The 23,972-nt window shown below is 70.0% G+C and carries 28 protein-coding genes; 17 read left to right on the forward strand and 11 right to left on the reverse strand.

Annotated elements, in window-relative coordinates:
* Positions 1 to 14: 14 nt before the first annotated feature.
* Complete coding sequence (locus ACN27G_RS35175) at positions 15 to 509, reverse strand: hypothetical protein (protein ID WP_421496933.1); 495 nt, start codon at positions 507 to 509, stop codon at positions 15 to 17.
* Between the two features lie 342 nt (positions 510 to 851).
* Between ACN27G_RS35175 and ACN27G_RS35180 the strand changes: the two genes are divergently transcribed.
* Positions 852 to 1,226 (forward strand): hypothetical protein, encoded by a 375-nt coding sequence (locus tag ACN27G_RS35180; protein WP_421496934.1) that lies wholly within the window; start codon positions 852 to 854, stop codon positions 1,224 to 1,226.
* Between the two features lie 69 nt (positions 1,227 to 1,295).
* Here ACN27G_RS35180 and ACN27G_RS35185 read toward each other — a convergent pair whose 3' ends face one another.
* Positions 1,296 to 2,123, reverse strand: a complete 828-nt coding sequence (locus ACN27G_RS35185) for a hypothetical protein (protein ID WP_421496935.1) — start codon at positions 2,121 to 2,123, stop codon at positions 1,296 to 1,298.
* Between the two features lie 185 nt (positions 2,124 to 2,308).
* On the opposite strand from ACN27G_RS35185, the gene ACN27G_RS35190 reads away from it, so the two are divergent.
* The 8 genes from ACN27G_RS35190 to ACN27G_RS35225 all read left to right on the forward strand — a co-directional run bounded on the left by ACN27G_RS35190 (position 2,309) and on the right by ACN27G_RS35225 (position 8,837).
* Positions 2,309 to 3,133, forward strand: a complete 825-nt coding sequence (locus tag ACN27G_RS35190; protein WP_421496936.1) for a hypothetical protein — start codon at positions 2,309 to 2,311, stop codon at positions 3,131 to 3,133.
* Between the two features lie 15 nt (positions 3,134 to 3,148).
* Positions 3,149 to 4,975 carry a M91 family zinc metallopeptidase gene (locus ACN27G_RS35195; protein WP_421496937.1) on the forward strand — a complete coding sequence of 609 codons (1,827 nt, stop codon included), beginning with the start codon at positions 3,149 to 3,151 and terminating at the stop codon, positions 4,973 to 4,975.
* Positions 4,972 to 5,571, forward strand: coding sequence for a hypothetical protein (locus ACN27G_RS35200; RefSeq protein WP_421496938.1), 600 nt, complete (start codon positions 4,972 to 4,974; stop codon positions 5,569 to 5,571). The genes ACN27G_RS35195 and ACN27G_RS35200 overlap by 4 nt, the downstream gene beginning before the upstream one ends.
* Before the next feature lie 261 nt (positions 5,572 to 5,832).
* Complete coding sequence (locus tag ACN27G_RS35205) at positions 5,833 to 6,045, forward strand: hypothetical protein (protein ID WP_278092690.1); 213 nt, start codon at positions 5,833 to 5,835, stop codon at positions 6,043 to 6,045.
* A complete protein-coding gene (locus ACN27G_RS35210; RefSeq protein WP_421496939.1) occupies positions 6,042 to 6,437 on the forward strand; it encodes a type II toxin-antitoxin system HicB family antitoxin in 396 nt (131 codons plus the stop codon). The genes ACN27G_RS35205 and ACN27G_RS35210 overlap by 4 nt, the downstream gene beginning before the upstream one ends.
* 173 nt (positions 6,438 to 6,610) lie before the next feature.
* The gene (locus ACN27G_RS35215) at positions 6,611 to 7,279 is read left to right on the forward strand and encodes a class I SAM-dependent methyltransferase (protein ID WP_421496940.1); all 669 of its coding nucleotides are present in this window, start codon (positions 6,611 to 6,613) and stop codon (positions 7,277 to 7,279) included.
* A 293-nt stretch (positions 7,280 to 7,572) separates the two neighbouring features.
* Positions 7,573 to 8,028 (forward strand): hypothetical protein, encoded by a 456-nt coding sequence (locus tag ACN27G_RS35220; protein WP_421494837.1) that lies wholly within the window; start codon positions 7,573 to 7,575, stop codon positions 8,026 to 8,028.
* Between the two features lie 305 nt (positions 8,029 to 8,333).
* The gene (locus ACN27G_RS35225; protein ID WP_421494833.1) at positions 8,334 to 8,837 is read left to right on the forward strand and encodes a hypothetical protein; all 504 of its coding nucleotides are present in this window, start codon (positions 8,334 to 8,336) and stop codon (positions 8,835 to 8,837) included.
* A gap of 235 nt (positions 8,838 to 9,072) precedes the next feature.
* Here ACN27G_RS35225 and ACN27G_RS35230 read toward each other — a convergent pair whose 3' ends face one another.
* Positions 9,073 to 10,299, reverse strand: coding sequence for an ISAs1 family transposase (locus tag ACN27G_RS35230; protein ID WP_421491150.1), 1,227 nt, complete (start codon positions 10,297 to 10,299; stop codon positions 9,073 to 9,075).
* A 145-nt stretch (positions 10,300 to 10,444) separates the two neighbouring features.
* Between ACN27G_RS35230 and ACN27G_RS35235 the strand changes: the two genes are divergently transcribed.
* From ACN27G_RS35235 to ACN27G_RS35245, 3 genes are all read left to right on the forward strand, one after another.
* Positions 10,445 to 11,308 carry a TIGR02391 family protein gene (locus ACN27G_RS35235; protein ID WP_421494834.1) on the forward strand — a complete coding sequence of 288 codons (864 nt, stop codon included), beginning with the start codon at positions 10,445 to 10,447 and terminating at the stop codon, positions 11,306 to 11,308.
* 230 nt (positions 11,309 to 11,538) lie between these two features.
* Positions 11,539 to 12,180, forward strand: a complete 642-nt coding sequence (locus ACN27G_RS35240; protein ID WP_421494835.1) for an SIMPL domain-containing protein — start codon at positions 11,539 to 11,541, stop codon at positions 12,178 to 12,180.
* Positions 12,181 to 12,215: 35 nt separating this feature from the next.
* Positions 12,216 to 12,665: an SRPBCC family protein gene (locus tag ACN27G_RS35245; protein ID WP_421494836.1), complete on the forward strand. Its 450-nt coding sequence runs from the start codon at positions 12,216 to 12,218 to the stop codon at positions 12,663 to 12,665.
* Positions 12,666 to 12,805: 140 nt separating this feature from the next.
* Here the strand turns inward: ACN27G_RS35245 and ACN27G_RS35250 are convergent, their stop codons facing one another.
* From ACN27G_RS35250 to ACN27G_RS35260, 3 genes are all read right to left on the reverse strand, one after another.
* A complete protein-coding gene (locus ACN27G_RS35250; RefSeq protein WP_421496941.1) occupies positions 12,806 to 13,744 on the reverse strand; it encodes a nucleotidyl transferase AbiEii/AbiGii toxin family protein in 939 nt (312 codons plus the stop codon).
* Positions 13,741 to 14,403: a hypothetical protein gene (locus ACN27G_RS35255; RefSeq protein WP_421496942.1), complete on the reverse strand. Its 663-nt coding sequence runs from the start codon at positions 14,401 to 14,403 to the stop codon at positions 13,741 to 13,743. Before ACN27G_RS35255 ends, ACN27G_RS35250 begins: the two co-directional genes overlap by 4 nt.
* Before the next feature lie 364 nt (positions 14,404 to 14,767).
* Positions 14,768 to 15,277 (reverse strand): O-acetyl-ADP-ribose deacetylase, encoded by a 510-nt coding sequence (locus tag ACN27G_RS35260; RefSeq protein ID WP_421496943.1) that lies wholly within the window; start codon positions 15,275 to 15,277, stop codon positions 14,768 to 14,770.
* A gap of 157 nt (positions 15,278 to 15,434) precedes the next feature.
* Between ACN27G_RS35260 and ACN27G_RS35265 the strand changes: the two genes are divergently transcribed.
* Together ACN27G_RS35265 and ACN27G_RS35270 are read left to right on the forward strand one after the other, a co-directional pair.
* Positions 15,435 to 15,623, forward strand: a complete 189-nt coding sequence (locus ACN27G_RS35265) for a hypothetical protein (RefSeq protein ID WP_421496944.1) — start codon at positions 15,435 to 15,437, stop codon at positions 15,621 to 15,623.
* A 172-nt stretch (positions 15,624 to 15,795) separates the two neighbouring features.
* Positions 15,796 to 16,008 carry a DNA-binding protein gene (locus ACN27G_RS35270; RefSeq protein WP_421496945.1) on the forward strand — a complete coding sequence of 71 codons (213 nt, stop codon included), beginning with the start codon at positions 15,796 to 15,798 and terminating at the stop codon, positions 16,006 to 16,008.
* A 29-nt stretch (positions 16,009 to 16,037) separates the two neighbouring features.
* On the opposite strand, the gene ACN27G_RS35275 is transcribed toward ACN27G_RS35270, so the two are convergent.
* The 3 genes from ACN27G_RS35275 to galE form a co-directional block, all read right to left on the reverse strand.
* On the reverse strand, positions 16,038 to 16,340 hold the full coding sequence (locus tag ACN27G_RS35275) for a DUF5808 domain-containing protein (RefSeq protein ID WP_421496946.1): 303 nt from the start codon (positions 16,338 to 16,340) through the stop codon (positions 16,038 to 16,040).
* A gap of 340 nt (positions 16,341 to 16,680) precedes the next feature.
* Positions 16,681 to 17,862 carry a galactokinase gene (galK, locus tag ACN27G_RS35280; protein ID WP_421496947.1) on the reverse strand — a complete coding sequence of 394 codons (1,182 nt, stop codon included), beginning with the start codon at positions 17,860 to 17,862 and terminating at the stop codon, positions 16,681 to 16,683.
* On the reverse strand, positions 17,859 to 18,851 hold the full coding sequence (gene galE, locus ACN27G_RS35285; RefSeq protein WP_421496948.1) for a UDP-glucose 4-epimerase GalE: 993 nt from the start codon (positions 18,849 to 18,851) through the stop codon (positions 17,859 to 17,861). Before galE ends, galK begins: the two co-directional genes overlap by 4 nt.
* Before the next feature lie 207 nt (positions 18,852 to 19,058).
* Here galE and ACN27G_RS35290 point away from each other — a divergent pair, with 207 nt between their 5' ends.
* A complete protein-coding gene (locus ACN27G_RS35290; RefSeq protein ID WP_421496949.1) occupies positions 19,059 to 20,150 on the forward strand; it encodes a hemolysin family protein in 1,092 nt (363 codons plus the stop codon).
* On the opposite strand, the gene ACN27G_RS35295 is transcribed toward ACN27G_RS35290, so the two are convergent.
* Positions 20,105 to 21,430, reverse strand: coding sequence for a hypothetical protein (locus ACN27G_RS35295; protein ID WP_421496950.1), 1,326 nt, complete (start codon positions 21,428 to 21,430; stop codon positions 20,105 to 20,107). The two genes, ACN27G_RS35290 and ACN27G_RS35295, sit on opposite strands and share 46 nt — an antisense overlap.
* Complete coding sequence (locus ACN27G_RS35300; protein ID WP_421496951.1) at positions 21,423 to 22,073, reverse strand: RNA polymerase sigma factor; 651 nt, start codon at positions 22,071 to 22,073, stop codon at positions 21,423 to 21,425. The genes ACN27G_RS35295 and ACN27G_RS35300 overlap by 8 nt, the downstream gene beginning before the upstream one ends.
* Before the next feature lie 220 nt (positions 22,074 to 22,293).
* On the opposite strand from ACN27G_RS35300, the gene trpS reads away from it, so the two are divergent.
* Positions 22,294 to 23,319 (forward strand): tryptophan--tRNA ligase, encoded by a 1,026-nt coding sequence (gene trpS / locus ACN27G_RS35305; protein WP_421496952.1) that lies wholly within the window; start codon positions 22,294 to 22,296, stop codon positions 23,317 to 23,319.
* Between the two features lie 127 nt (positions 23,320 to 23,446).
* On the forward strand, positions 23,447 to 23,962 hold the full coding sequence (locus tag ACN27G_RS35310; protein ID WP_421496953.1) for a 2'-5' RNA ligase family protein: 516 nt from the start codon (positions 23,447 to 23,449) through the stop codon (positions 23,960 to 23,962).
* Positions 23,963 to 23,972: the final 10 nt, after the last annotated feature.

A 23,972-nucleotide genomic window follows, 5' to 3' on the forward strand; every position in this document is an offset into this window, starting at 1 on the left:
CCCGTCTGGCCAGGTCAGTCAACGATGTTGCGGGGGATGCGGGTTACCCGCGGCGGATCCCCGGGGGCTGGGGGATCGGGCGCGGCAGGGACGGGGTGCTCGTAGTCCGACGCGTGGTCACCGAGAAGCCGGGTGAACTCCTTCGCCGCCGCCTCGTCCGTGGCTGCGTATCGATCGGCGATGGTGACCAGCGCGGCGCCGACCTCCGACATCCGCAGCGAGGTCAGCCGCAACACGTCCTGCACCTCGGCACGCAACTCCAGCAGACGCTGCTGGGCCGGGCCGATCCCTCGATCGGGTAGGTCGAACTGCCCTTCCATCGCGCCGGCCGTCTGGTGCACCAGGACCGTCACGTCAGCGTAGATCTCGGCGATCTGGGGTAGCTCGTTGCGGCCGGCCCGGTAGAGGTAGTAGAGGTGCGCGCCGAGCTCCCTGCCCGAGCCGACATCGCCGACGCTGGCATCCGCGCCGCGATACTCCGGCCGCCACCCCGGCTCGGTTGTCTCCATGATCCCGTTACCCCCGGTTACAGGTGAAATCGCCTCGGAGGTTATAGCACGAAGCGCGACCGCCTTGTCACCCTACAGTCGGGAACCTGTGGATAACCTCGATGCTCGCACCGCCTCGACCCTCCGATCAGGATTCGCCTTCCTGGACGGATTCCGGGCCGCAGTTCGTGCTGCACCGCGACGGCAGCCCGGCAGTCGGAAGCATGTCCGACCAGGAGGTATGCGTGCCGCCGGGAACAGGTTGAACACACGTTGCGTGGGTGACATTGCCGGCCTACGGTGCCAACCGCACTTGTCGATCATGCGAGTGCTGATCGGGTTCATCGAAGGAGAGCGACAACCGTGCACGTGGAAGCGAAACAGCCTGGCCGGAAGGCCGGCGGGGTGCGGCGGGTCGCCGCGGCCGTGGCGTTGGCGGCCGTGGCCAGCCTGGGCGTGGTCGTCGTCTCGGCCGCACCGGCGGAGGCGATCCCGTCCAACTGCAGCAAAATTGTCAGGACGCGGAGCAACGCCGCGGTGTGCAAGTCCGGCAGCGGGTATTACCGGGCCTGGGCTCGCTGCACGAACCAGTCGAGCAAGAAGGCGACCTACCGGTACGGCTACTGGCGGAGCCCGGGCAGCATCGCATCCAACGCGAGCTGCACCAGCGCCGAGACCATCGTGAGCTCGAGCCGTGATGCCGGCATCACGACGACCGACTACCTTCCGCCGTACTGACAGGCCGTTCCTGACAGGAGGTTCCTAGCGGGACGGATCTCCGGGGCCGTCGAGTCGGACGGCGGCTGATCAGGGGCCGTTCTCCCGGGCTGACTCGTCGGCCGCCAACTCCGCGCCGGTCTCCTGGATGAACTCCTGTTCCAGGCCGGCGAGGGTCGCGGTGCGTTCCCGGAGGAAACCGTCGCGGTCGTCGGCGAGGAGCCGGGCCAGCGCGGCCGGCGGGATGCCGTGGCTGACCGCCACCGTCCGGAGCCGGCTCGGTGGCAGGTCGAGCAGTGCGTCGCGTACGGGGACGCCGGGCGGGGTGGGCAGGACGATCCGGTTGGCGATGCCGGACGCGTCCCGGATACCTGTCACGACCCGGCGATAGGCGGCGGGCCCGGATCGGGCGAGCAGGTCGACCAGCTCGATCGGCTCGCCGTCCAGCCCGTGACGCTGGCCGAAGTGGCTCAGCTCCCAGAGCAGGAAGGCACGCACCCGGCCGTCTTCGGTGTCGAAGCGGTCGGGCAGCGGTTGAGCGTACTGCCCCTGGGAGCTGAGCCCGGCCCGGCCGGTGGCGTGGGCACGCATCTGGTGCAGGGCGCGGCGGAGATGGAAGGCGTTGTTGCCGACGAAGACCGTCGACCACGAGGTGCTCCAGAACCAGCGGACCAGGGCCCGGCTCTGCGCGCCGTCCGGGTCGGGCCGGTGGTGGAAGAAGAGCGCGAGCAGCATGAGCTGTTGCGGGTACGGCACCAGCCAGGCCACCGGCACCCCCGCCTCGTAGCGGAGGAACCGGACCGCCCGGTGCAGGGCCACCTCGGCCTGCGCGACGATCCCGTCGAGGGTCTGCCCGACCCGGTCGGCGAGGGCGGTCCAGCGGGCGCCCTGCACGTCGTCCTCGCCGGTGATCGCCACGATGGTCTGGAAGACCGGTTCCGCGGCAACGTCGCCGAACCCGCTGTCGGCGATGCTCTCCCGGATCGACGCGATCCGGTCGGTGAGGTCTCGCCCTGCTCGGCCCGGTAGGTGAGCGCGGAGACCATCTGGTCCGGGCTGATCTGCCGGCCGCTGCTGTTGACCCGGGAGAACGCCTCGACCGCGTGCTCCAGGTCGCCGCCGAAGAGCCGGATCACCGGAATCTTGTACGCCTTGATCCGCTGCGCGACCTGCTCGGCCTCGTCGACCAGGGCGTCGGAGGTGTCGGCGGTGGTCGGGTCGCGGGCGAGGCGGCGGGCGTGGGCCAGGAAGTCCATGGTGCGCAGTACCGCCTGCATGGGAAGCAGGTTGGCGGGCGGGGCATGCCTGCCCCAGTGCTGGAACAGCAGGTCGCGCTGGTCCGGGGCGCCGAGGGTGCGATAGACCCACCACTGCCGGTCCCGGCCGGTGCCGGCCGGCTCGGGGCGGTGCACGAGGGTGCCGAAGAGGGTGGAGAGCCGCTGGTGCCCGTCGAGCAGGTATGCCACCACCGGACCGTCCGGGGCGGGCGGGACCTCGATGCCGGCGACCCGGTCGAGACTGGGCAGGGCGCGGCGGGTCTCTCGGATACTGTGCCTGAGCATGTCCGGGCTGGCCGCCCGGCGGTAGCGTGGACAGGCATGGGGGAAGAGGTGCGCGCCGATCCGGTGGAGATCGCCAGGGTCGCGCAGTCCTATCTGGACAATTCCACTGAACTCGCTTCCGCGCTGCGTGCGGTGCGTGCCGACGCCGTGCTCTCGCCGGCCGACTTCGGGCAGGTCAACCCGGCCGGCCAGCTCAACGACGCCTACCAGACCGTGACGGGCGGCGCCGGCACTGCGGTCGAACGCGTCATCGGTGTGCTGGAGGTCGACAACGAGAGCCTGCTCCAGGTCGCCTTCGCCTATCGGCAGGCCGACGAGCGGGCGGCCGAGCGGCATCGCCGCGACCATCGCAACATCCCGATCTAGCGAGAGGACGCGCCGATGGGCATCCCGCCGGAGGATCGGGAGATCCGGGTCGACGCCGCCCTCTGGGACCTGCAGGCCAACCCGGGCCGGATCGAGGGTGCCGCGTCCGCGTGGCGGCGATTCGGCAAGGCAAGCGTCGCGGTCGGCGACGACCTGGATGCGGACAGCCGGACGTTGCTCGGCTCGGAGTGGGCGGGAGCGGCGCGCGACTCGTTCGGCCAGCACCAGTCCAAGGTGTTCGGCAGCCTCGACACGATGGGCGGCCAGGCCGACCGGCTCGCCTCGACACAGGAGGGCGTGGCCGAGCTGCTGCGGTGGTATCAGAACGCGCTCGACGGCGAGCGTGAGCAGATCATGGGCGCGGTGCCGAGCTGGCGTTCGGGCGGACAGATCGTCTTCCGGTGGAACCAGCCCGCGCAGGCCACCCAGGTCAGCGAGGCGACCAACCGGGCCGGCAACCTGCGCAGGGAGCTTGACGACGCCCTGAAGGGGAAGCTGAGCGGCTTCTCCACGGCCGAGTGGGACGCCATCTCGACGCAGTGGGACAGTGTCTCCTCCGGCGCGGCCGACCCGTTCACACTGCCGGCGGAGGCGACCGGCGTCTCGGTGCTGATGGTCGACGGCCGGGCCGTGGTCAACACGGGTCCCGGCGACGACAACGTCACGGTGACCCGCGACCCGGAGACCGGACAGGTGGTCGTCGAGGTCAACGGCGTCACGTACCGCTACCCCGAGGGCACGCCGGTGACGGTCCGGGCCGGGGACGGCAACGACCGGGTCGAGGTGCCGAAGGGCGCCGACCTGAGTCTCACCCTGCTCGGCGGCGAGGGCAACGACGAGCTGCGCGGCGGGGACGGCGACGAGCGGATCATCGGCCTGCACGGCGACGACAAGGTGTACGGCGGCGCCGGGAACGACTACGCCTCGGCCGGCTCCGGCCGGGATTACACCGACGGCCAGGGCGGCGATGACCTGCTGGCCGGCGGGCGGGGCAACGACGTCGTCTACGGGCTCTCCGGCAACGACAACATCTCCGGCGGCGAGGGCGAGGACTACCTCGAAGGCGCGACCGGCGATGACACCGTGCACGGCGGCGCGGGCCGGGACATCGTCTCCGGCGGCCGGGACAACGACCGGCTCGACGGCGGCTCCGGCGACGACAGGATCTACGCCGGGCACGGCCGCGACACGGTCACGGGTGGCGGCGGAGCCGACACCGCCTACCGGCAGGACGAGGACCAGGTGACCGGGGTACGCCAGGATGTGCGGGTCGAGGTGAGCGACGCGGCGCAGTACATCCAGATAGAGGGCTCGGCCGAGTTTCAGGAGCGGGTCCGCGCCGACCTCGACATGATGCGGGCTTCCCCGATCGGGCAGCAGATGCTCGCCGAACTCGACGACATCCACAACGACTCCGCCGCGATCGCCGCCGACTGGCCGGTGCTGGGCGGGATCTCGTACCAGGGAAACCCGCTCGTCATCGTCGAAGCCGAATCCAACACCGCCTCGTACACCACGAACTGGCATCTGGGGGAGGACTACGAGGTCACCTACAACCCGAGCCGGCTGTCGTCGTCGGACGAGCGCCCGCCGATCGGGGGGCTGTTTCACGAGTTCGCACACGTCTACGACTACGGGAACGACACGTCCGCCCCGGGCACCCACGAGGGGCCGGACGATGTCGGGGTCGAAAACGACGAGCGGGAGGCCGTCGGCCTGCCGATCGACGAGGACGACGACCCGAACACACCCGGCCAGATCGACCCCGACCACCCCTACAGTTACACCGAAAATGCGTTCCGGGACGAGATGGGCTGGCCGAGAAGGACGTCGTACTCTTGATCAAGCGGTTGCTTCTTGCCGGCGGTGCGGCGGCGCTCGGCGTTGTCGCGCTGGCCGGCTGCGGCGCGGATGCCTACGTTGACTTCGAGCCGGAGTGGAGCCCGACCGGTGCCAGGCCGACGGCGAGCCTCGACGCCGAGATCACTCCTCGGGGAGAGGCCCTGGCCATCCGCTACACGCTACGCAACCAGGGCGCGGAGCCGATCGTCGCCTATGTCGGGGTGGCAGGGGACGCCGCCTCGCACGCCTACGACGTCTATGCGACCGCCCGGAAGGACGGCACGGTCGAGCTGGCCAAGCGCACCTTCGCCATCCCGCCCGGGGTGAACGCGGACGCGGTCGGCACCATCGAAGGCATCGTTGTGCCGCCCGGCGAGGACGTCAGCGAGGAGTTCGCGGTTCCGCTGCCACTGGAAGGTCGCCGTCCCTACGTCGCCACGGTCAAGCTGCCCGAGCCGGTGCGGAAAGTGGTCTTCTGCCTCGGTGTCGTGATGCAGAGCGAGGCCGCCGCGCCGAAGCCCGCCGCCGACGGACGCGGGAAGTATCCGCTGAACGGGCCACAGCATCTCTTCTGTTCGCCGCCCGCGACCTTGTGATCGGCGTCCGTCTGGCGGACGGGTGGTGCACCGGTTGCGGCCGGCGAGGCGTGTTAGCTCTCAGTCACTCGCACTCTGTCACATAGCCAGAGGCGCCACGATCTGCATGGGGCGCAAGATCCTCCGAGGATGGCGGTGGTCATGCGTTTTGGTGCACTCATCTGCCGATGAGAGCATGTCGGTGGACGGATGATCTATCCCGATCAGCTTCGCCGTCTAGTTGGTTTTACTTGATCTATCTAGCGGACTAGGCTACAGTCCATGAAGCGGGTTGACCTCATCAAGAAGATCGGTGCAGCGGCAGCCAAGGCGGGCAAAGAATTCGTGCTGCTTCGGGAGGGCGGCAGTCACTCGATCTTCAGGTGCGGCGGCGAGAAGATCGTCATACCCCGACACAGAGAAATCAACGAGCATACCGCGCGAGGCATCATGAGCGACCTCGATGACCAACTTGGAGAGGACTGGTGGAAATGACGACCTACTCCGTGTCCTGCCGACGGGTCGGCGACTGGTGGGCCATCAGTGTGCCTGAACTCAAAGGCGTCCACACCCAGGCCCGACGGCTCGACCAGGTCGCCGCCATGGCTCGCGAGGCGATCGCGTTGCTGCTAGAGATCGACCCGACCACAATAAGCATCGAGGTACACCCAGAGCTTCCCGGAACAGTCGTGGCAGCGCTGGACGCCAGGCGGACCGCTCGGGACGCTGACGAGAAGGCCGAACAAGCGACCACGACAGCCGTACGGGCACTCCTTGGCGACGGGTACACCGTCCGAGATGCGGGCGCTCTTCTGGGACTATCGCCCCAACGCATCTCACAGATCGCCGCCCAGAACACCACGCGTCCCACCTCAAGCGCGGCGTAGGAACTGCCGGACACGAGCTGCCGGATCCCACTGTTCTGCCGCTGACCGCGCACCATCGACTGGCTGCGGTCGAGCTACCAACGGAGCATCTCCGGCCAGCTTCGCTGCTGGTCAGCAGTGGTTGCGCCAGCATATGATTTGGTGACCCAGTCCGCCTTTCGGAGTTTGGACGTATGGTTGGTCGCGACGATCTGGCGGAGTTGCTCGACGAGCAGGCCGGGTTTTATCGGGCGGTTGCTGCCGAGTACGACGACCATGCGCTGCCGTTGCCCGGCGGCGGTGAGCTGTCCGAAGCGCTGGATGCGTTCCGGCCGACCGGCAGTGTGCTTGAGTTCGCCTGCGGCCCGGGCACCTGGACGGGCCAGTTGCTGCGACATGCCACCGACGTGACGGCCGTGGACGCCTCCGCTGAGATGCTCGGCATCGCCTCGGCCCGGGTGGGCAAGCAGCGGGTCCGGTTTGTGTTGGCTGACTTGTTCGGCTGGCGGCCGGACCGGCGCTACGACGTCGTGTTCTTCGGGTTCTGGTTGTCGCATGTCCCGTCCGAACGCTTCGCGTCGTTCTGGTCGCTGGTGGCCGACTGTTTGCAACCGGATGGAAGGGTGTTCTTCGTCGATGACGGGTACCGCACGGTCGAGGAACTCATCGAGGGCGAGGACTCCCCGGTCGTCCAACGTCGGCTCACCGACGGAACGGCCTACCGCATCGTCAAGGTCCCGTACCAGCCCGAAGACCTCGAGCGAAAGCTCGACCGGATTGGTTGGCGCATCAAGGTTCATTCCACATCCGGGCCGCTCTACTGGGGAGCAGGAAACCGTGCTCGCCCGCCGCAGGTTCCCTGAGTCAGCGACGGCTGCGGGGCGAGCTTCACGAGCGCATTGTGCTCCGCCGCGGTGAGTCGCATCGCCGCAGCCGGCCAGTGCCCGCTCATGCCGCCGAGCGAGCGCGCCGAAAGGCAGGGAATTCCGCCACCCTCCGTTGATGTCCGGCGCAGGCGTCGGCTCGATCCCCGCGCACGCAGGTGCCGATATCCGTGCATTGTCGGCCCTCTACGTCGATAGGTAGTAGGTAGCGATCTGCCCGGTCCGGCGCCGTCGTGATCCTTCGCACGGCCGCCTTGATATGATCGTCCACCATGTCCGATCCGCCATCGCAGTCCGTGCGGAAGAGCAAGGCTCACCGGCTCAGTTGGACCCTGCCGGTAGTGGCTGGCCTGCTTCTCTTCTGCGGGCTGCCGCTTGGGTTCGCTCGGTACTCCGACCGCAACGAATCACGCGAAGCGGACATGGAGATCGGTCGGTATCTGACCCTCGTGCAAGAACGCGATCGCGCTGGCGCCGACGCGATGCTCTGCGGCGGAGACGACACGAGCGCCGCCGATCTGCCCCGCATGAACCAACCGGATTGGCGCCTCCCGCTCGTGGAGTCCTTCGCAATTGTCAGCACATGGGATTGGTCATCGGTGATAGACGGCCACGGCAGGGGCTACCGAGTCCGACTGGTGTTTGCCGGTGGATCGGCCGCGGAGGTAGAGCTGGCGGTGGAGGTGATAGCAGACGACCCGTGCATCGCTACGGAGATTCCTTTCTAAACGAACAGACCTCCACCACCGCCGCTGAGCGGGGCCGCCGACGGCATCCGGACCTGCCGCAGAGCGCGCGCGGCACCAGGCTTCGCACGGGTCACTCAGCGTGGCGGCGTACGCCGTCCGGTCGTGCCGATGAGCGCACGTCTATGACTCGTCGCAGAGCTTGAGTTGGCGGTCTTGGCGGGGGTGCTTCTCGCAGCCTGGCATGCGAGACCGTCGGGCTGGCTGAGCCGTCACCAGTGAGCCTGGGCCTGGCCGGGCTAGACTCTGCGCCGCGAAGGATCCTTCGGTGGAGCGAGGCGGCCAACATGGACTACACCGGTGCAGACGACGTGAGGACGGCGCTGGGCATCGACAACTGGCGCAAGCTCAGCAAAGATCATGTTCTGCAACTGGTGGCCATGATGCCCGACCTGGATAAGGACGTCCGGCTGGCGGTCCTCAAGCAGCTCCCCGAGATTCAAAAGATCCTCGTCAAAGCGATGACCACCGTGCGGAAGGTGCACGAGGCAACCCTCGCGTCCAACGACAAGAGCCAGGAGAACGACTACCAGGGGCGGCGGGAGGCCAGGGCGTCGATCATCGCTCAGCTCGAGCGCGACGACTTGGACCCGGAGACCCGTAGACATCTGAATGATCTGCTCATGCAGCTCAGCGATAAGGACGCTGAGAAGGATTCTGAGAACAAGCGTTACCTGGATCGGTGGATGACAAAGTCGGCGATAAGCGTCACCGCCGGCGTTGTGCTGGTCGGTGTAGCCATCGGCGGCAAAGTAGGACTTCAACAGGGTGGTCCACTGCGCAAGTCATGACTTTTTCGGTCGCTACCCAGGGTTGCCGTTAGGTAGGCATTCCGTAGGCGTGGCACCGAGGAGCGCCAGCGCTGCAGGCCGCCCGTCAACCACTGGGAGGACGTCGAGCAGTCGTGGATGGCCCGTAGGTCGCGGTGTTCGGCATGATGAGTTCCCCGAGGCGTTCGAGTACCGGCAAAGTCTCAGCCAGGTGAAAGAGCGAAGCCTGTAGGGCCCGGACACGGCCGTTTCAACATCATCCGGTGAGGCCGAGGATGGTGAATGGCCTGGTCATGTCGCGGTTGGCCCAGCGGGTGGCTTCGGTGATATCAGTGCGGCCGGCCAGGCGTAGGGCGTTGATGGCGAGGTTGCGTAGCGAGGCGAGGACGCGTGGGCCGGAGCGGGTGCGCACGCGGGAGTGGTCCTCGCGGTAGCAGGTATCGCGGATGAAGTGCAGGGATTCGATGGTCCACTGGCCGCGGTTGAACGCGGCGATCTCGGTCGGGCCGGCGGCCTCGGCGGGGTGGCTGGTGACACCGAGTTGCGCGGCGGCGGACTGCTTGCCGTCGCCGGTGGTGACGTAGCGTTCGATAAGCCAGACCTGGCTGACGTGGGGGAACGGCAGGCCGGGCGGGGCGGGCAGGACCCGGATGGTGCGGCGGGTGGTACGGCCGTGCCCCGTTTCCGTGCTCTCGTAACCGATCGGCGTGTCGGCCCAGGGCAGGACGTTGAGAGCATCGAACAGCGCGGGCCGGTTCTCTTTGACCGGTAGCACGAAGTGGCCGCCTTGCTGGTGGATGAGCTCGGCGGTGGCCTTGACGGTATGCAGGGCGTCGGCGGTGACGGTCGCGTCGCGCAAATCGAGGGTCTCCAGCAAGGCGCGGGCGGTCTCTGGTTCGCGGGTCTTGGCGCCGTCGGTCGGGGCCTGGGCGATGATGACGGCGGCCGGGTCCGGGCCGGGCGATCCGGCCAGGGCGGACAGCAGATGCAGTTGCTCGCCGTCGGCGTCGACGGCGCCGCGTACGGTCTTGCCGTCCAGACGGATCTGTGCCGGTGTATCGCTGCTGGTGGAATCCTGTTCGCCGGTGCCGGTGCCGGTGCCGGTGCGCTGGGCGGTGGTCCATTCGGCGATCACCGCGTCCAGGACATCGCCGTCGGTGTCGGTGCATACCCGCCACAGTGTCGAGCGTGACGGTCGTGCACCGGGGCGGGCTTCGACCCGCGTATACAGGCTGTCGAGGATCTCAGCAGGCACGTCGGCGACCCAGCCGCTGATAGCGGTGTAGCCCTTCAGGCCGGCGACCGTGGCCGCCGCGACCAGCGCGAGCACGACCGCGACCGGATGATCACGGCCCTGGTCGGACCGGCCGTCGCCGACGGCGAGCAGCAGATCGAGCAGACCGTGACACGAAGGCGTGAACGAGACGTCCTCGGGCAGCGGCACGGGCGACGGATCGGCGATGAGGGTGGCAGACTGCGGCACGACGAAGCTCCGTTTGAACCAGATCTGTGGAAAGACCTGGACTCAACGGAGCTTCGTCCATATCCGACACGCCAACGCGGGCATCGTCACTCAACGCCACTATCGATCATGAAACGGCCGTGAGGGCCCGGAGGAGTTGGAAGTGATGGCTGGGTACAGCACCGACTACCTGAAAAGACTCATGGACGCGATCGAGGCGTTTGAGCGGGCTTTCGATAGTTGGATGGTCACTCAGGAAGAGTCGGATCACCTTAGCTCCCGTGGGCTCTTCCCCACTGTATGGACGAAGGAGCGCCAGGATCCGGCTGAGCTGCGAAGGCTCGAGCTGGATGTCGCGGAGACCGCTGGCGCGGCCGCTCGTGCGGTGGCTGTCACCGGTGCGTACATCGCCGTTGCCGGCATCGGAACTATTGACCCAATCGCAAACTGGTCGCTGATGTCAGCTCCCAAGGCGCTGATAGCGCCCAGCGACGTGCGCATGACGGCGGCGACGGTTCGTGGTCGACTAAGGACCATGATCAGTGAGGCCGAAGCTGCAACGGTATCCGGTGCACCGGCCTTCGCTCCGTCTCAACTGCATCCCCTTATCTGGTCAGCGGCCGCTGACCACTGGACTACGCATCAGTATCGAGTCGCAGTGCGTGAGGCCGCGGAGGCATTGACCGTGGAGTGGAAGACTCGGCTTGGTCGCAACGACGTCGACGACACGGTGTTCTGGCAGCAGACGCTCTCGGCGGGCGATCCTGAGCCGCAGAGGCCAAAGCTGGCTTGGCCCGGAGACAAGTCTGATAAAACGAACAAGAGCATGCGTGGCGGGCTGGAACCCTTAGCGAAGGCCCTGAATCAGCTCGCGACGGGACTGAATCTCACGATACGAAACGTCACCACGCACACCCGAGACGAGCTCTCCGAACAGGAAGGCATGGAGCGGCTCGCGGCCTACAGCTACCTCGCACGCCTCCTCGACGAGTGCGAGGTTCGCCGCGCTGAGAACGCGGCCGACGCTTGATGGACTCCTACTGCAGTGATGTCCACACATGCCGCCGATCGAGCGTTACTGTCGGTAGTCGGCTGGTGGGGATCTGAGAATGCCCGGACTTGCCGAGAGCGGATGTCGAATGGGCCCGCTTCGCCGCCGCCTCGGCGGTGTATGCCAGGTGCCGATGGCGGGCGATCACGTCGGGTTCTGCAGGCCGAGCGGGACAACGCTCGGTGGGAGGCCCTCGTAAGATCATCGTCATGCAGCTGATCGAGCGACCGTGGGGCGTCACCGCGTACGGCGCGGCGAGCGTAAAGTCCATGCCGGACATGGTCCGAGCGAGATTCCGGGTCGTGCGGGTGGAACAGAAGCCGTCAGATGCATTCAATACGGCAGCCGAGGCGGTGCGTGCGGTGCGTCAGGCGCTGCGAAACTATGGCATTCCTGACAGTGCGGTGGAGCGATCACGGCTGGATCTCAAGAGTTCGTGGAGCGGCTATGGCGCAGACCGGGTGTTCCTCGGCTATCAGTGCCAGGCGTCGTTTGCCATGGAGTCGGGCCGTCTGGACGTCGTTCAGCAGCTGCTCGATGACGTTGTAGCCGCCGGCGCGAACGAGATCGAGGCCGTTGACTTCGACGTTACGACGAAGGCTGAGATGCGCGCGGATGCTCGGCGTCAGGCGGTAGCGGCTGCTCGACGGAAGGCCGAGTTGTACGCCGAGGCGGCCGGGGTTCGGCTCGGTGCTGTCGTGCACATCGATGACGTCGATCCAGAAAACGTGGGCCACGAACGTTACCGTGGCCATGGTTCGGGCAGTGAGGCTTCCGCTCAGGATCTCGCACCCGGACATGTAGTGGTTTCCGCTGCGGTGATCCTTGGTTTCTCGATCACCCACGACTGATACCGCGTGCCGACGTGCCAACGCTGATTGAGATAGTGTCCGTCATCGACGCTGCCCCGAACGTGGTGTTCGACCTAGAACTTGATGTGAACGTTCACGCCGCGTCTCTGCACGGCAGTCAAGAAACGGCCACAACCAGCACAGGTCGACGGCGGCTCACGCTCGGGGACGACGTCACCTTCCACGCTCGGCATTTCGGTCTGTGGTGGTGCATGACCAGCCGTATCACCGCCTATGAGCGCCCATCACGCTTTGTCGACGAGCAGACACGGGGTCCCTTCAGCGCACTCCATCATGAGCATCTCTTCCAAGTCCTCGATGGCGGCGAAACGCAGATGACTGACCGCTTGACCATCAGCGCGCCCTTAGGGCCGTTGGGAGCGGTGGCGACCCGGGTTTTGGTCGCGCCGTATCTGCGACGGCTACTGAAGCAGCGGGCAGCCCACATCAAGTATTTGGCGGAAGCCAGCGACCGCAGGGCGTGACGATCGCGGGTGGCATGCTCATCTGCCGCGATTCGATCGCTACGCGGAGTCATCGGGAGCCGCGACGGCGGCGGGTGCTCCTGCTGGGTGGCGCCGGCTTGCGGTTGGTGCGTATCGAGTCCGGTCAGGTTGTCGTCAGGTCAGCCGCTCCACGACACCGAAGTCGGGTCCCATACCCCTACGGCGGTTCCAGTGAGGACCGGATCCAGCAACGCGGCGACAAGTTCGACGGCCTCGGCGAAGTCCGGGACCACGCCGGTGGCTTCGCGGGCCTTGGCGGGATACCCGGCACGCCACACCGCGACGTCGGGTACAGCGAACCGCTCGGGCAGCGGCAACCCGCGATGGGCACAGCCACCGACGACCGCATGCCGCAGCGCCTTCGCCTGCGGGCACTGGGTCGAGGCGATCAGCGCGAGATCCACGAGATCCTTGATCCTGGTACTGGGGCGAGCCACACCACCCTGATCGTGAACCTCGACGATCGCGCAGAGCTTGTCCGCGATGTGATCGGTCAGGGGAAACAGCCGGTAGGTCGGGCGCACGAGACCAGGGATGTCCACCGACGTCAACGGCTGAGCAGGCTCCGGGACGCCGGTCATCGCCGTACCGACAACCACGTCGACGTGGAACGCGGCATACCGTGCGCCGAGATAGGCGACCAGGTGCAACCGGCGCCCCTTGGCCGCCTCCTGCAGCGGGCTGACCCGCACGACTTCGAACCGGAAGTGATCGCCGAGATCACGGTCCGCGGCCTCCAGCAACGACCCGACGGCCTCATCCAGCTCGTCGTCCACCCGCCCGTCATCGAACACGAGAAATGCCAGGTCGAGATCACGGCTGTGGCGCGCCTGCGGCAGCCTGGCCAGCAACGCCCCGGCTCCTTTCAGGACCCACCGTCGACTGTCGGGTCCGGTGAAGGCCCGGGCTAACAACCGGTCGTAGGCGAACTGCCGCTGCAGCTCGTCCAACCCATGACTGCCGCTCGCCTTCGCGGCAGCGGACAGCCGGGCGCGCAGCGCCGCCCGGAACGCCGCCGCGCTGGCGTACGGCACACCCGGTGACGACAGGCCACTCACGTCCACTCCCCCTCACCGGCGTGCTCTCCGAGCAGGTCAGCGACGAACTCGGCCGGCGATGCCGCCCCGTACCTTGCGGCGTGGTCGGCCACGACCGCCTCCAACACCGCAGCGTCGGTCAGCCTCCGCCGCACCGCGTCCTGGCACACCCGGGCCACCGCCGAGCCGTCCTCGTTGGCCGACAGGAGATCGGCCACGATCCGCGCCACCGTGGCGACCGGCAGGCCGTTGACGACCGCCCAGTCCCCCCGCGGCAGCTGTGCCCGAACCCGCAGCAGCACATCGGCACGCCGCAGCTGCCGGCGGCGATCGACGATGAACTCGAACGACGACGGCAGGAGATCGCCCAACTCCAGGACCACGGTCGCTGAGCGGCCGGCCACCACGGCGTCCGGCGCCCGCAGCCGGGACGACCCCGGCCGGGCGTCGCCAAGCTGCAGCCAGACCGCCCGGATCCCATCAAGATCAGGATTTGGGGGTGCGCCCACCAGCCGGTACACCCGGGCGACCCCATCGACCGGCTCCAGCGCCCCATCGGCGATCAGCCTCGCCACGTCCACCCGGGAAACCCCGACCGACCTGGCTTGGGCGGCGGACACCATGCCCCACTGCTCGGCGGTGAAGCCGCTGAGCAGACCGACCGACACACCACGCGACATACTGCAAGCGTATCACAATAGATACGGTCACAGCAGCCATCGAGGCCACCGCCCTGGCCACGGTACGACGTCAACTGCTGGGGACCAACGCTGCCGTGCCGAACACCGGGGTCGGTACGCCCGCACCCCCTGCAGGGCTCTGCGGGCCTCCACTCCTCTGGTCCAGCGGTCGGACGTGCCGTATCGCGCGTTTCTTGAGCGGTGGATCCCACGATGGCGTCCTCGCCCGCGCCCCGACCCTCGCACCAGCGATCGGACCGGGGCGATCGTCGCCGACATCGAGGTAGCCCTCCACCACGCCCGGCACGTTATTGGTGGCCGGCCACCGCCGATCTGCCGCGCCCAGTCCACCGCCTGGCGAGGGTCACGCTGCGGCTGCGAGCGCCGCGCTCAAGAGCCGCTGTGTGGCGGCGTCGAAGGCGACCAGCCGTACCAGCTCCACACGGGTCGGTGTCGCCGTGATGGTAGTTGCGGCGATTCGCGCGGCCTGGTCGGGCGGGAACCCGTAGACGCCGGTGGCGATCGCCGGGAACGCCACGGTGCGGGCCCCGAGCTGGTCGGCGACCTGCAGGCTGCGGCGGTAGCAGGAGGCCAATACCTCGGCCTCGCCGAAGCCGCCGCCCTCCCACACCGGGCCGACGGTGTGGATGACGTGGCGTACCGGTGGATCCAGGTTGAACGCCGGGGTGGCGACCGCGTCACCGGGATCACACGGGGCCAGTACCGCACCGGCCTCGGCCAGGCGGGGTCCGGCGGCGCGGTGGATCGCCCCGTCCACCCCACCCCCGCCGAGTAGCGACTCGTTGGCGGCGGTCACGATCGCGTCCATCCGTTCGGCGGTGATGTCGCCGAGCACGACTTCGATGGCAGGCATAGCCGATGATGGCATCCCCGGCCCATCGGGTGGGGCCGGGACATGTTGGCCGCCGGTCGGGCTCACAGTTGCGCGGTGTCGAGCACCTGCCGCATCCACCCGACCGGCGCGCCTGGATGAGCGGCGGCAGCCTCGGCCACCTCGGAATCGCCTGGCCGTGCTGCGCGACAACGACGACAACTGGATCCACGCCAGCCTCTCCTACGCCTGCCGGGACCGCTGGGGCCGCGCCTACGGCACCACCGCCGAACCGACCCCGCCGGCCCTGGTCCGGACCGCCGTGACCGGGCGTCCCGGACCCGAGTCCGGGTCGCTGGCCCGGGCTGACGGCTCCGATCCGGAGTAACCCGCGCCGAAGCAGGCGCCACCGCTGCTGCGAGACGTGATCGTGATCCCAGAATCGTCCACTGCGAAACGGCTGCTGGCGCCCGGCACGACGCGTGGCGGGACGTCCGGTGATTCCTGCAAGAGCCGGGAGCGCTTCGAGGTCGGCCACGCTGTCGGGCTAACGTGACCGCATGACCACCCGGGACGTGCCCGCCCAGATCGGCGACCTGCCGCCGATCGGGCGACCGGCCAACAGTGCCCTGCTCGGTGCCGGCATCACGACGCTCGCGCAGGTGGCCACGCACCGCCGCCGGGATCTGCTGGCCCTGCACGGCGTCGGGCCGAAGGCGATGCGCATCCTGGACGCCGCGCTCGCGGAGCAGGGCCTCGCCTTCGCCGAGTGACGGCACACGGCGGTCCGGCGGGCTCGTTGTCAGCGGCGGTCGTCGGCCGTGTCGACCTCCTGACGCGCCTGCGCGGCCAGGGCGGCGACGGCGGCGAAGTTGATGCTCCAGCCCATGCCGAAGGCGTGCGGCACCAGCAGTCGTGAGTCGTCGGGGTTCCACATCGACCGGCGCAGTTTTTCCGCCGTGGGCGGGCGGAAGTCGTAGGGTACGCCGACGACGTCGCCGTGCCAGGTGCGTTGCTCCGGCGGCTTGTCCAGTTCCTTGGCGACCGCGGCGCCCACCAGCGCACCCGCTGCCGCCGCGATCAGTTTGCTCGCGGTATGGCCCATGGCCCAAGGCTACGACCACCAGCGCATCCACGCCGACCGGCAGAGGCGCGCACTCATCACACCCGGGCTGTCGGACCCTAGCGGGTGCTGCCCGACAGAACGCGTGGTGCCCGACAGAATCGGTGACCTGGACATCAGAGGCGTTATCGATGCCACATAACGCCTCTGATGTCCAGGTGACGGTCTCCACCGTCCAGCGACGGACTCCACTGGGCGGCTCCACGGGGACGGGCGGCTGGGCCGGAGGCACAGCCGGGGCAGCTCGACAGTCTCTGCGGAGACAGACCACCTGCCGGCGCCGTGACCGTGCGCCGCCACCGTCGAGCCGCTCGCGGCACAGTCAGCGCAGCCGCTGGGCTCCCGCCCCCGGAGTCACGGTGAAGGGGGTCGGGGCGCGGAAACCGCGTCCGGCGTACGCCTCGGTCACCGCCGAGGCCACCGTGTCGGCCGCCGCCGCGTCGACCAGGGCGAGTACGCAGCCGCCGAAGCCGCCACCGGTCATCCGGGCACCGTACGCGCCGGTGGCGAGGGCCACCTCGACGGCGGTGTCCACCTCCGGGACGGTGATCTCGAAGTCGTCCCGCATCGAGGCGTGCGAGGCGGTCAGCAGCGGCCCGATCTCGGCGATCCGGCCCGCCCGGAGCAGCTCGACGGTGTCCAGCACCCGCTGGTTCTCCGTCACCACGTGCCGCACCCGGCGACGTACCGTCTTGTCGTCGAGCCGGGCCAGGGTGGCGTCGAGCTGGTCGGCGGCGACGTCCCGCAGCGCCGGTACGCCGAGTGCGGCGGCGGCGGACTCGCAGGCGGCGCGGCGGGCGGCGTACTCGCCGCCGGCGTGCCGGTGCGGCGCGTTGCTGTCGATCACCAGGATGGCGAGCCCGGCGGCGTCGAGGTCGAACGGCACCTGCTCGACGGCGAGGCTCCGGCAGTCCAGGAAGAGCGCGTGTCCTGGCTGGCAGCGCAGCGACGCCGACTGGTCCATGATGCCGCAGGGCACCCCGGCGTAGTCGTTCTCGGCCCGCTGGGCCAGCGCCGGCCGGTCGGCGAGCGGCAGGTCCAGCTCGCCGAGGTCGACCAGCGCGGTGAGTACGGCGGACTCCAGCGCCGCCGAGGAGGAGAGCCCGGCCCCGAGCGGTACGTCGGAGGTGATCGCCAGCCGGGCGACCGGCACGTCGTGACCGGCCTCGCGCAGTGCCCAGACGACCCCGGCGACGTACGCCGCCCAGCCGGAGACCCGGCCCGGTTCGGCCGCGTCGGCCCGGCCGAACGAGATCCGTTCACCGGCCTGCTCGGACCAGACCGTCCAGCGTCGTCCCCGCTCCGGTGCGGCGGCGACGACGGTGCGCTGCGGCAGCGCGAAGGGCAGCACGAAGCCGTCGTTGTAGTCGGTGTGTTCGCCGATCAGGTTGACCCGGCCGGGTGCCGCCCACACCCCGGCGGGCGGATCGGCGTACTCGCTGGTGAAGCCGGCGGTGGCGCGGTCGGCGACCGGCCCCGCCGGTCCGTCGGGGTGGCTGGTCACGACGCCGCACCGCCGCCGAGGATCTGCTCCTGGTAGAAGGTCCACGCGTCGGCGACGATCTCCGGCAGGCCCGGCCTGGCCGGGATCCAGCCGAGGTCGGCGCGGGCCCGCGCGGCGGAGGCGACAAGCGCGGCCGGGTCGCCGGAGCGGCGCGGTGCCATCTCCACCGGCAGCGGGTGCCCGGTCACCCCGCGGACCGCCTCCACCACCTGCCGGTTGGAGAAGCCGTTGCCGTTGCCGAGGTTGTAGACGCGGTGGTTGCCGGGCTGGGCGGCGGCCAGGGCGAGCAGGTGGGCCCGGGCCAGGTCCTCGACGTGGATGTAGTCGCGGACGCAGGTGCCGTCCGACGTCGGGTAGTCGTCGCCGAAGAGTTGCAGCTTGTCGCGGCGGCCGGCGGCGACCTGGAGCGCGATCGGGATCAGGTGCGTCTCCGGGTCGTGGCGTTCGCCCAGCGCCACCCCGGGCCGCAGGTACGCCCCGGCGACGTTGAAGTAGCGCAGCGAGACCGCCGCCAGGCCGTGCGCGGTGGCCATCGAGGTGAGCGCCAGGTCGACGGCGAGCTTGGTGGCGCCGTACGTGTTGGTCGGCAGCGGAGCGGCGGTCTCCTCGATCGGCAGCTCGGTCGGGTTGCCGTAGACGGCGGCGGTGGAGGAGAAGACGAACCGGGGCACCCGGGCGATCCGGGCGGCGTCGAGCAGCGCCAGCGAGCCGACGGTGTTGACCGCCCAGTAGCGCTCCGGCTCGACCATCGACTCACCGGCGGCGATCAGTGCGGCGAAGTGCAGCACGCCGTCGAACCCGGCGTCCGGGGTGAGCACGGTGGCGGCCTCGGCGACGTCCGCCCGCACGAAGGTGGCCTCCGGAGCCAGTGCCTCGGCGTGCCCCGTGCGCAGGTCGTCCAGGACCACCACCTCGTGCCCGGCGTCCAGCAGCAGCCGGGTGACGACGCTGCCGACGTAGCCGGCACCTCCGGTGACGAGCAGTTTCACGCCTGTGGCTCCTTCTGGCCTCGGTAAATCTTCAACGTCGGGTGCGGCGGGCCCTGCCGGGTTCGTGTGGCCGCGCGCCGCCCTCGGCATTCAGCATCCAGCATTCCACCATGTTCTGCCAATTCTGCACAGAGTCGAACATCCGCCGGGGATGAAGCGGTCGGCAGATGCCGACGGTGCGCACCTGTGGTGTCTACCATCTCTGACATGCGGGACGGTGGCAGTACCGGGCCCCGGCGACGATCGCCGGGGCGTACCCGACGGCGACCGGGTCCGCTGGCGCGGGCCCTGGCCCGGCTCGTCGTACGGGCGGCGGACGGCTCGACCCGGCTGGTCACCGCGCTGCTCGGGGCCAGCCCGACGGCGGGTCGCGAGCAGATCAGCGAGGCGGAGCTGCGCGACCTGGTCGCCGCGAACACCCGGCTCGACCCGGTGGAACGGCGGATCATCGACGAGGTACTGGTCGCCGGTGCCAGCCTGGTCCGGGAGGTGATGATGCCCCGGACCGAGGTGGTCTTCCTGGCCGCCGGGCTGCCCCTGACGGAGGCGGCCCAACTCGTCCGGGTCGAGACGCACACCCGGTATCCGGTGGTCGACGGCACCTCCGACGACGTGATCGGCTTCGTGCACCTGCGCGACGTGCTGCTCCGCCCCGACGGCGACGCCTGCACCACCATCGGCGACCTCACCCGGGAGGTGAAGAAGATCCCGGCCAGCCTGCGGGTGCTGGCCGCGCTGACCGAGATGCGCCGGGAGCGCCACCACCTCGCCGTCGTCATCGACGAGTACGGCGGCACGGCCGGGATCGTCACCCTGGAGGACCTGATCGAGGAGCTGGTCGGCGAGATACACGACGAGTACGACACGGCACCCGACCCGGTGCCGGTCGGTGGGCCGACGGAGGTGGACGGCCGGCTCAACCTCGCCGACTTCGCCGAGCGGGTCGGCTTCGCGCTGCCACCGGGGCCGTACGAGACGGTCGGTGGGTTCGTGATGGCCGCCCTCGGGCGGCTGCCGGTCCTCGGGGACGAGGTACGGATATCGGGTGGGGAGGCGGCCGGCGGCAGCGGCGGCACCGGGCGGTCGGCGGGCGGGTTCCGCAACGGCGGCGATCCGGAGGGCGGCTCCGGCGGCGACGGCGACGACGGAGGCGACGGTGGCGGCTGGCTGCTGCGGGTGCTGGCGGTGGAGGGCCGGCGGGTGGCCCGGGTCGGCATCTCGGCGGCCCGGACGTCGGAGCAGCAGGTGCCGGATCAGTTGACCTGGAGCTTGCGCCAGGTGGCGCCGTCCGCCGAGTAGGCGGCCCAGCCGGAGCCGAAGAGGTCGTACGCGACGTATCCGGCGGCGGTCCGGTCCAGCCGGCCGACGACGGGCAGGTTGCCGCCGGCCCGGCGGAAGGTCGCACCGTCGTCGTCGCTGACGTGGAGGTGCCGGTCGGTGCCGGTGACCAGTAGCCGCCCGTCCAGCAGCGGCACCACGGTTCCGGCGAAGCCGGCCGGTGCACCGGCCCCGGCGGAGCGGGTCGGTGTGAAGGTGGCACCGCCGTCGCCGGAGTGCAGGAGCGCCAGCACCGTCGAGTCGGCGCCGAGCACCGTCGCGTACGCCTGGCTGCCCAGGCTGGTCACCTCGACCGTACGGGCCGCCGGGGCGGCTCCGGGCAGCCGCACCGTACGCCAGTGCGCTCCCCGGTCCCGGGTCACCGCCACCGCCGGCACGCCGTCCCGGAAGCCGCCGACCCACCAGGCGCCGTCGGCGGTGGGAGCCGGGGCGACCCAGCAGACGTCGAGACCGGGCCGGGCCGCCGGGGCGTACGGTCCGGTCGGCCCCGCTCCCGGCCCGCCGGAGACGCCGGTGGTGGGGGGCGTCGGCAGCCACACCCGCACGTCCAGGCCGCACCGGCCGCCGCCCGGACCGGCCCGGAGCAGGGCGTCACCGCTCGCCGCCGGAGCTCCCGTCGTGTCGGCGGTGCCGCTGGTCCCGGTCCCGGCCGCCCGCCAGCTCCGCCCGCCGTCGGTGGAGGCGAACGCCGCACCGGGCGCGGTGATCAGCAGCCGGCCGCCGGGAAAGGCGGCCAGGTCCAGCGGCTGCTGTCCGGCGATCTCCGCCGGCAGCTCGGTGTGGTGCCAGCTCAGGCCCCCATCCGAGGTACGGGCGACGCTCGCCGGGCACCCGTCGGCGGTCGGGCAGCGGGCCAGCAGGTAGCCGTGGTCCGGATCGGCGAACTCGACGTCGGCGATCGTGCCGGGCACGTGTGCGACCGCCGCCTCGGTGAGGCCGTTGACGGTGATGCCGGCTCCGGTGTAGACGGGACCGCCGGGGGGCGCGTCGGCGACCGGCGGCGGCAACCGGTCGGTGTCGGCCGGCGCCCAGGGCTGGATCGCCAGGACCGCCGTGAGCGTCACGCCGAGCAGGGCGGCGCCACCGGCCGCTCCCGCCGTGCGGCGACGCCGCCGCCGGGCCGCCGCCCGGTCCCTGATCCGGGCCAGCGGTGGCTGGTCGATGTCGTCCAGCAGGGCAGCCCGGCCGGTTGCCAGCCGTACGTCGAGGGTCGGGTCGGAAAACGTCCGGTCGTCAGGCATGTCTCACCCCGGTCGAACCGCCCGGTCGCACCCGGGCCGGTGGATCCCCTCCGGTGACCGCCGCCGGGTCGCCGGGGCCGGTCGGCTCGTCGCCGGTCTGCTGGTGGTCGCCGGTCTGCTGGTAGTCGCCGAGCCGCTCGGCGAGCGCCGCCCGACCCCGGTACAGCCGGGACTTCACCGTGCCGGTCGCCACGCCGAGCAGCCTGGCGACCTCGTCGACGGGCAGGTCGGCGAAGTAGTGCAGCACGATCACCTCCCGATAGCTGACCGGCAGGTCGGCCAGGGCCTGCCGCAGGTCGGTCCGCTCCGGTCCGGGTGCGGGCTCGACCAGCCGGGTCACCGGACGGTCCCGCAGCAGGATCCTGTCCAGCAGGTGGCGCCGCCGCCAGCGCCGCCGGACCACGTTGACCGCGACCGTACGCAGCCACGCCTCCGGGTTGTCCACGTCGGTCAACCCGCGCGGCCGGGCGACCGCCCGGGCGAACGCCTCCTGCACCACGTCCTGTGCCTCGGCCAGGTCCGTGGTGAAGGCGTAGACCTGGGCGACCAGGCGCCGGTAGCAGGCGTGGTACAGCTCGCCCAACGCCTCGTCCGGCGCGCCCTGCCCGCGGCCGGCGCCGTGCCCGCCCCGATTGCGTACCAAGCGCTGTCCTCCCCGGCCCGGCGGTACGGCGCAGACGGCTGCGACGAAGCCGCCGGCCGACTCCGGTGTCGAGGGTACGAGTCACCGAGGTGGCGGCCGGTTCCCCGGGTTCGCACACCGTTCGCACACCGCATGCCCACTGCCCGCCAGGCGGTGGCGGGGGCGGAATGGCACGGGGGCGTCGGGACACGTTCCCAGGGTTGCTGTCAGAATTGCCGGCATGTCCGACGTTCCTGCCCGGCCCCGGGTCCTCTCCGGGATCCAGCCGACCGCCGACTCGTTCCACGTGGGCAACTACCTGGGCGCGGTGCGCAACTGGGTGACCATGCAGGACACGCACGACACCTTCTACAGCGTGGTCGACCTGCACGCGATCACCGCCGGGCACGACCCGGTCGCACTGCGGCACTCGACCCGGGTCGCGGCGGCGCAACTCTTCGCGGTCGGGCTCGACCCCGAGCGGACCACCCTCTTCGTCCAGTCCCAGGTGCCGGAGCACGCCCAGCTCAGCTGGGTGTTGAGCTGCATCACCGGGTTCGGCGAGGCGAGCCGGATGACCCAGTTCAAGGACAAGTCGGTGAAGCAGGGCGCCGACCGCTCCAGTGTCGGCCTCTTCACGTACCCGATCCTGCAGGCCGCCGACATCCTGCTCTACCAGGCGGACGCGGTGCCGGTCGGCGAGGACCAGCGGCAGCACCTGGAGCTGACCCGCGACCTGGCGCAGCGCTTCAACACCCGGTTCGGCCGGACCTTCACCGTGCCGGCCCCGTACATCCTGCGGGACACCGCGAAGATCACCGACCTGCAGGACCCGACCGCCAAGATGTCGAAGTCGTCCTCGTCGCCGGCCGGGATCATCATGCTGCTCGACGACCCGGCCCGGTCGGCCAAGAAGATCAGGTCGGCGGTGACCGACACCGGGCGGGAGATCGTCTTCGATCCGGAGGGGAAGCCGGGGATCTCGAACCTGCTGACCATCTACGCCGCGCTGACCGACCGCGGCATCGACGATCTCGTCGCGGCGTACGCGGGCAAGGGCTACGGCGACCTGAAGAAGGACCTGGCCGAGGTGGTGGCGGAGTTCGTCCGGCCGATCCAGCAGCGTACCCAGGGCTACCTCGACGATCCGGCGCAGCTCGACAAGCTGCTGGCGGTCGGCGCCGAGAAGGCCCGCGCGGTCGCCTCGGTCACGCTGCGCGAGGCGTACGACCGGGTCGGGTTCCTTCCCGGCATGCGGGCCGGCTGACGGCCGGGTCCCGGTGGTGCCAGCCACCGGACGCCGGCAGCGAGTCGCCGGTCGGCGCGGTGCCGGCCCCGGGTGAGTGGAGCGGAGTGTGGTTGTCGCGGACGGGTCGCAGGATTCCGAAACGCCGATGACCCGGGTCGGGGTCGCCGTGGACGTACCCGAGCCGTGGTGCGAGTTCCTGACACAACGGCGGGCGGAGGCCGGCGATCCGCAGGCCGCGTACGTGCCGGCCCATCTGACGCTGCTCGGGCCGACCGACGTGCCGGTGGCGAGCCTGCCGGCGGTGGAGCGGCACCTGACCGAGGTCGCCGCCGCGCACCGGCCCTACCCGCTGCATCTGCGCGGCACCGGCACCTTCCGGCCGATCACCGAGGTGGTCTTCGTGGCGGTCGCGGCCGGGATCGGCGAGTGCGAGCTGCTCGCCGCGGCGATCGGGCGGGCGCCCGAGCTGCGCCGGGAGAGCCGGTTTCCGTACCATCCGCACGTCACCGTCGCCCAGGACGTCGCGCCGGAGGAACTGGACCGGGTGTACGAGGACCTGGCCGACTTCTCCGCACTATTCAAGGTCGAGCAGTTCACCCTCTTCTCGCACAGCGGCGAGGCACGCTGGCAGCCCCGCCGGGACTTCCCGCTCGGCGGCTGAGCCGCGCGGC

Source organism: Plantactinospora sp. WMMB334, from assembly GCF_049179095.1.
Lineage (GTDB): Bacteria > Actinomycetota > Actinomycetes > Mycobacteriales > Micromonosporaceae > Plantactinospora.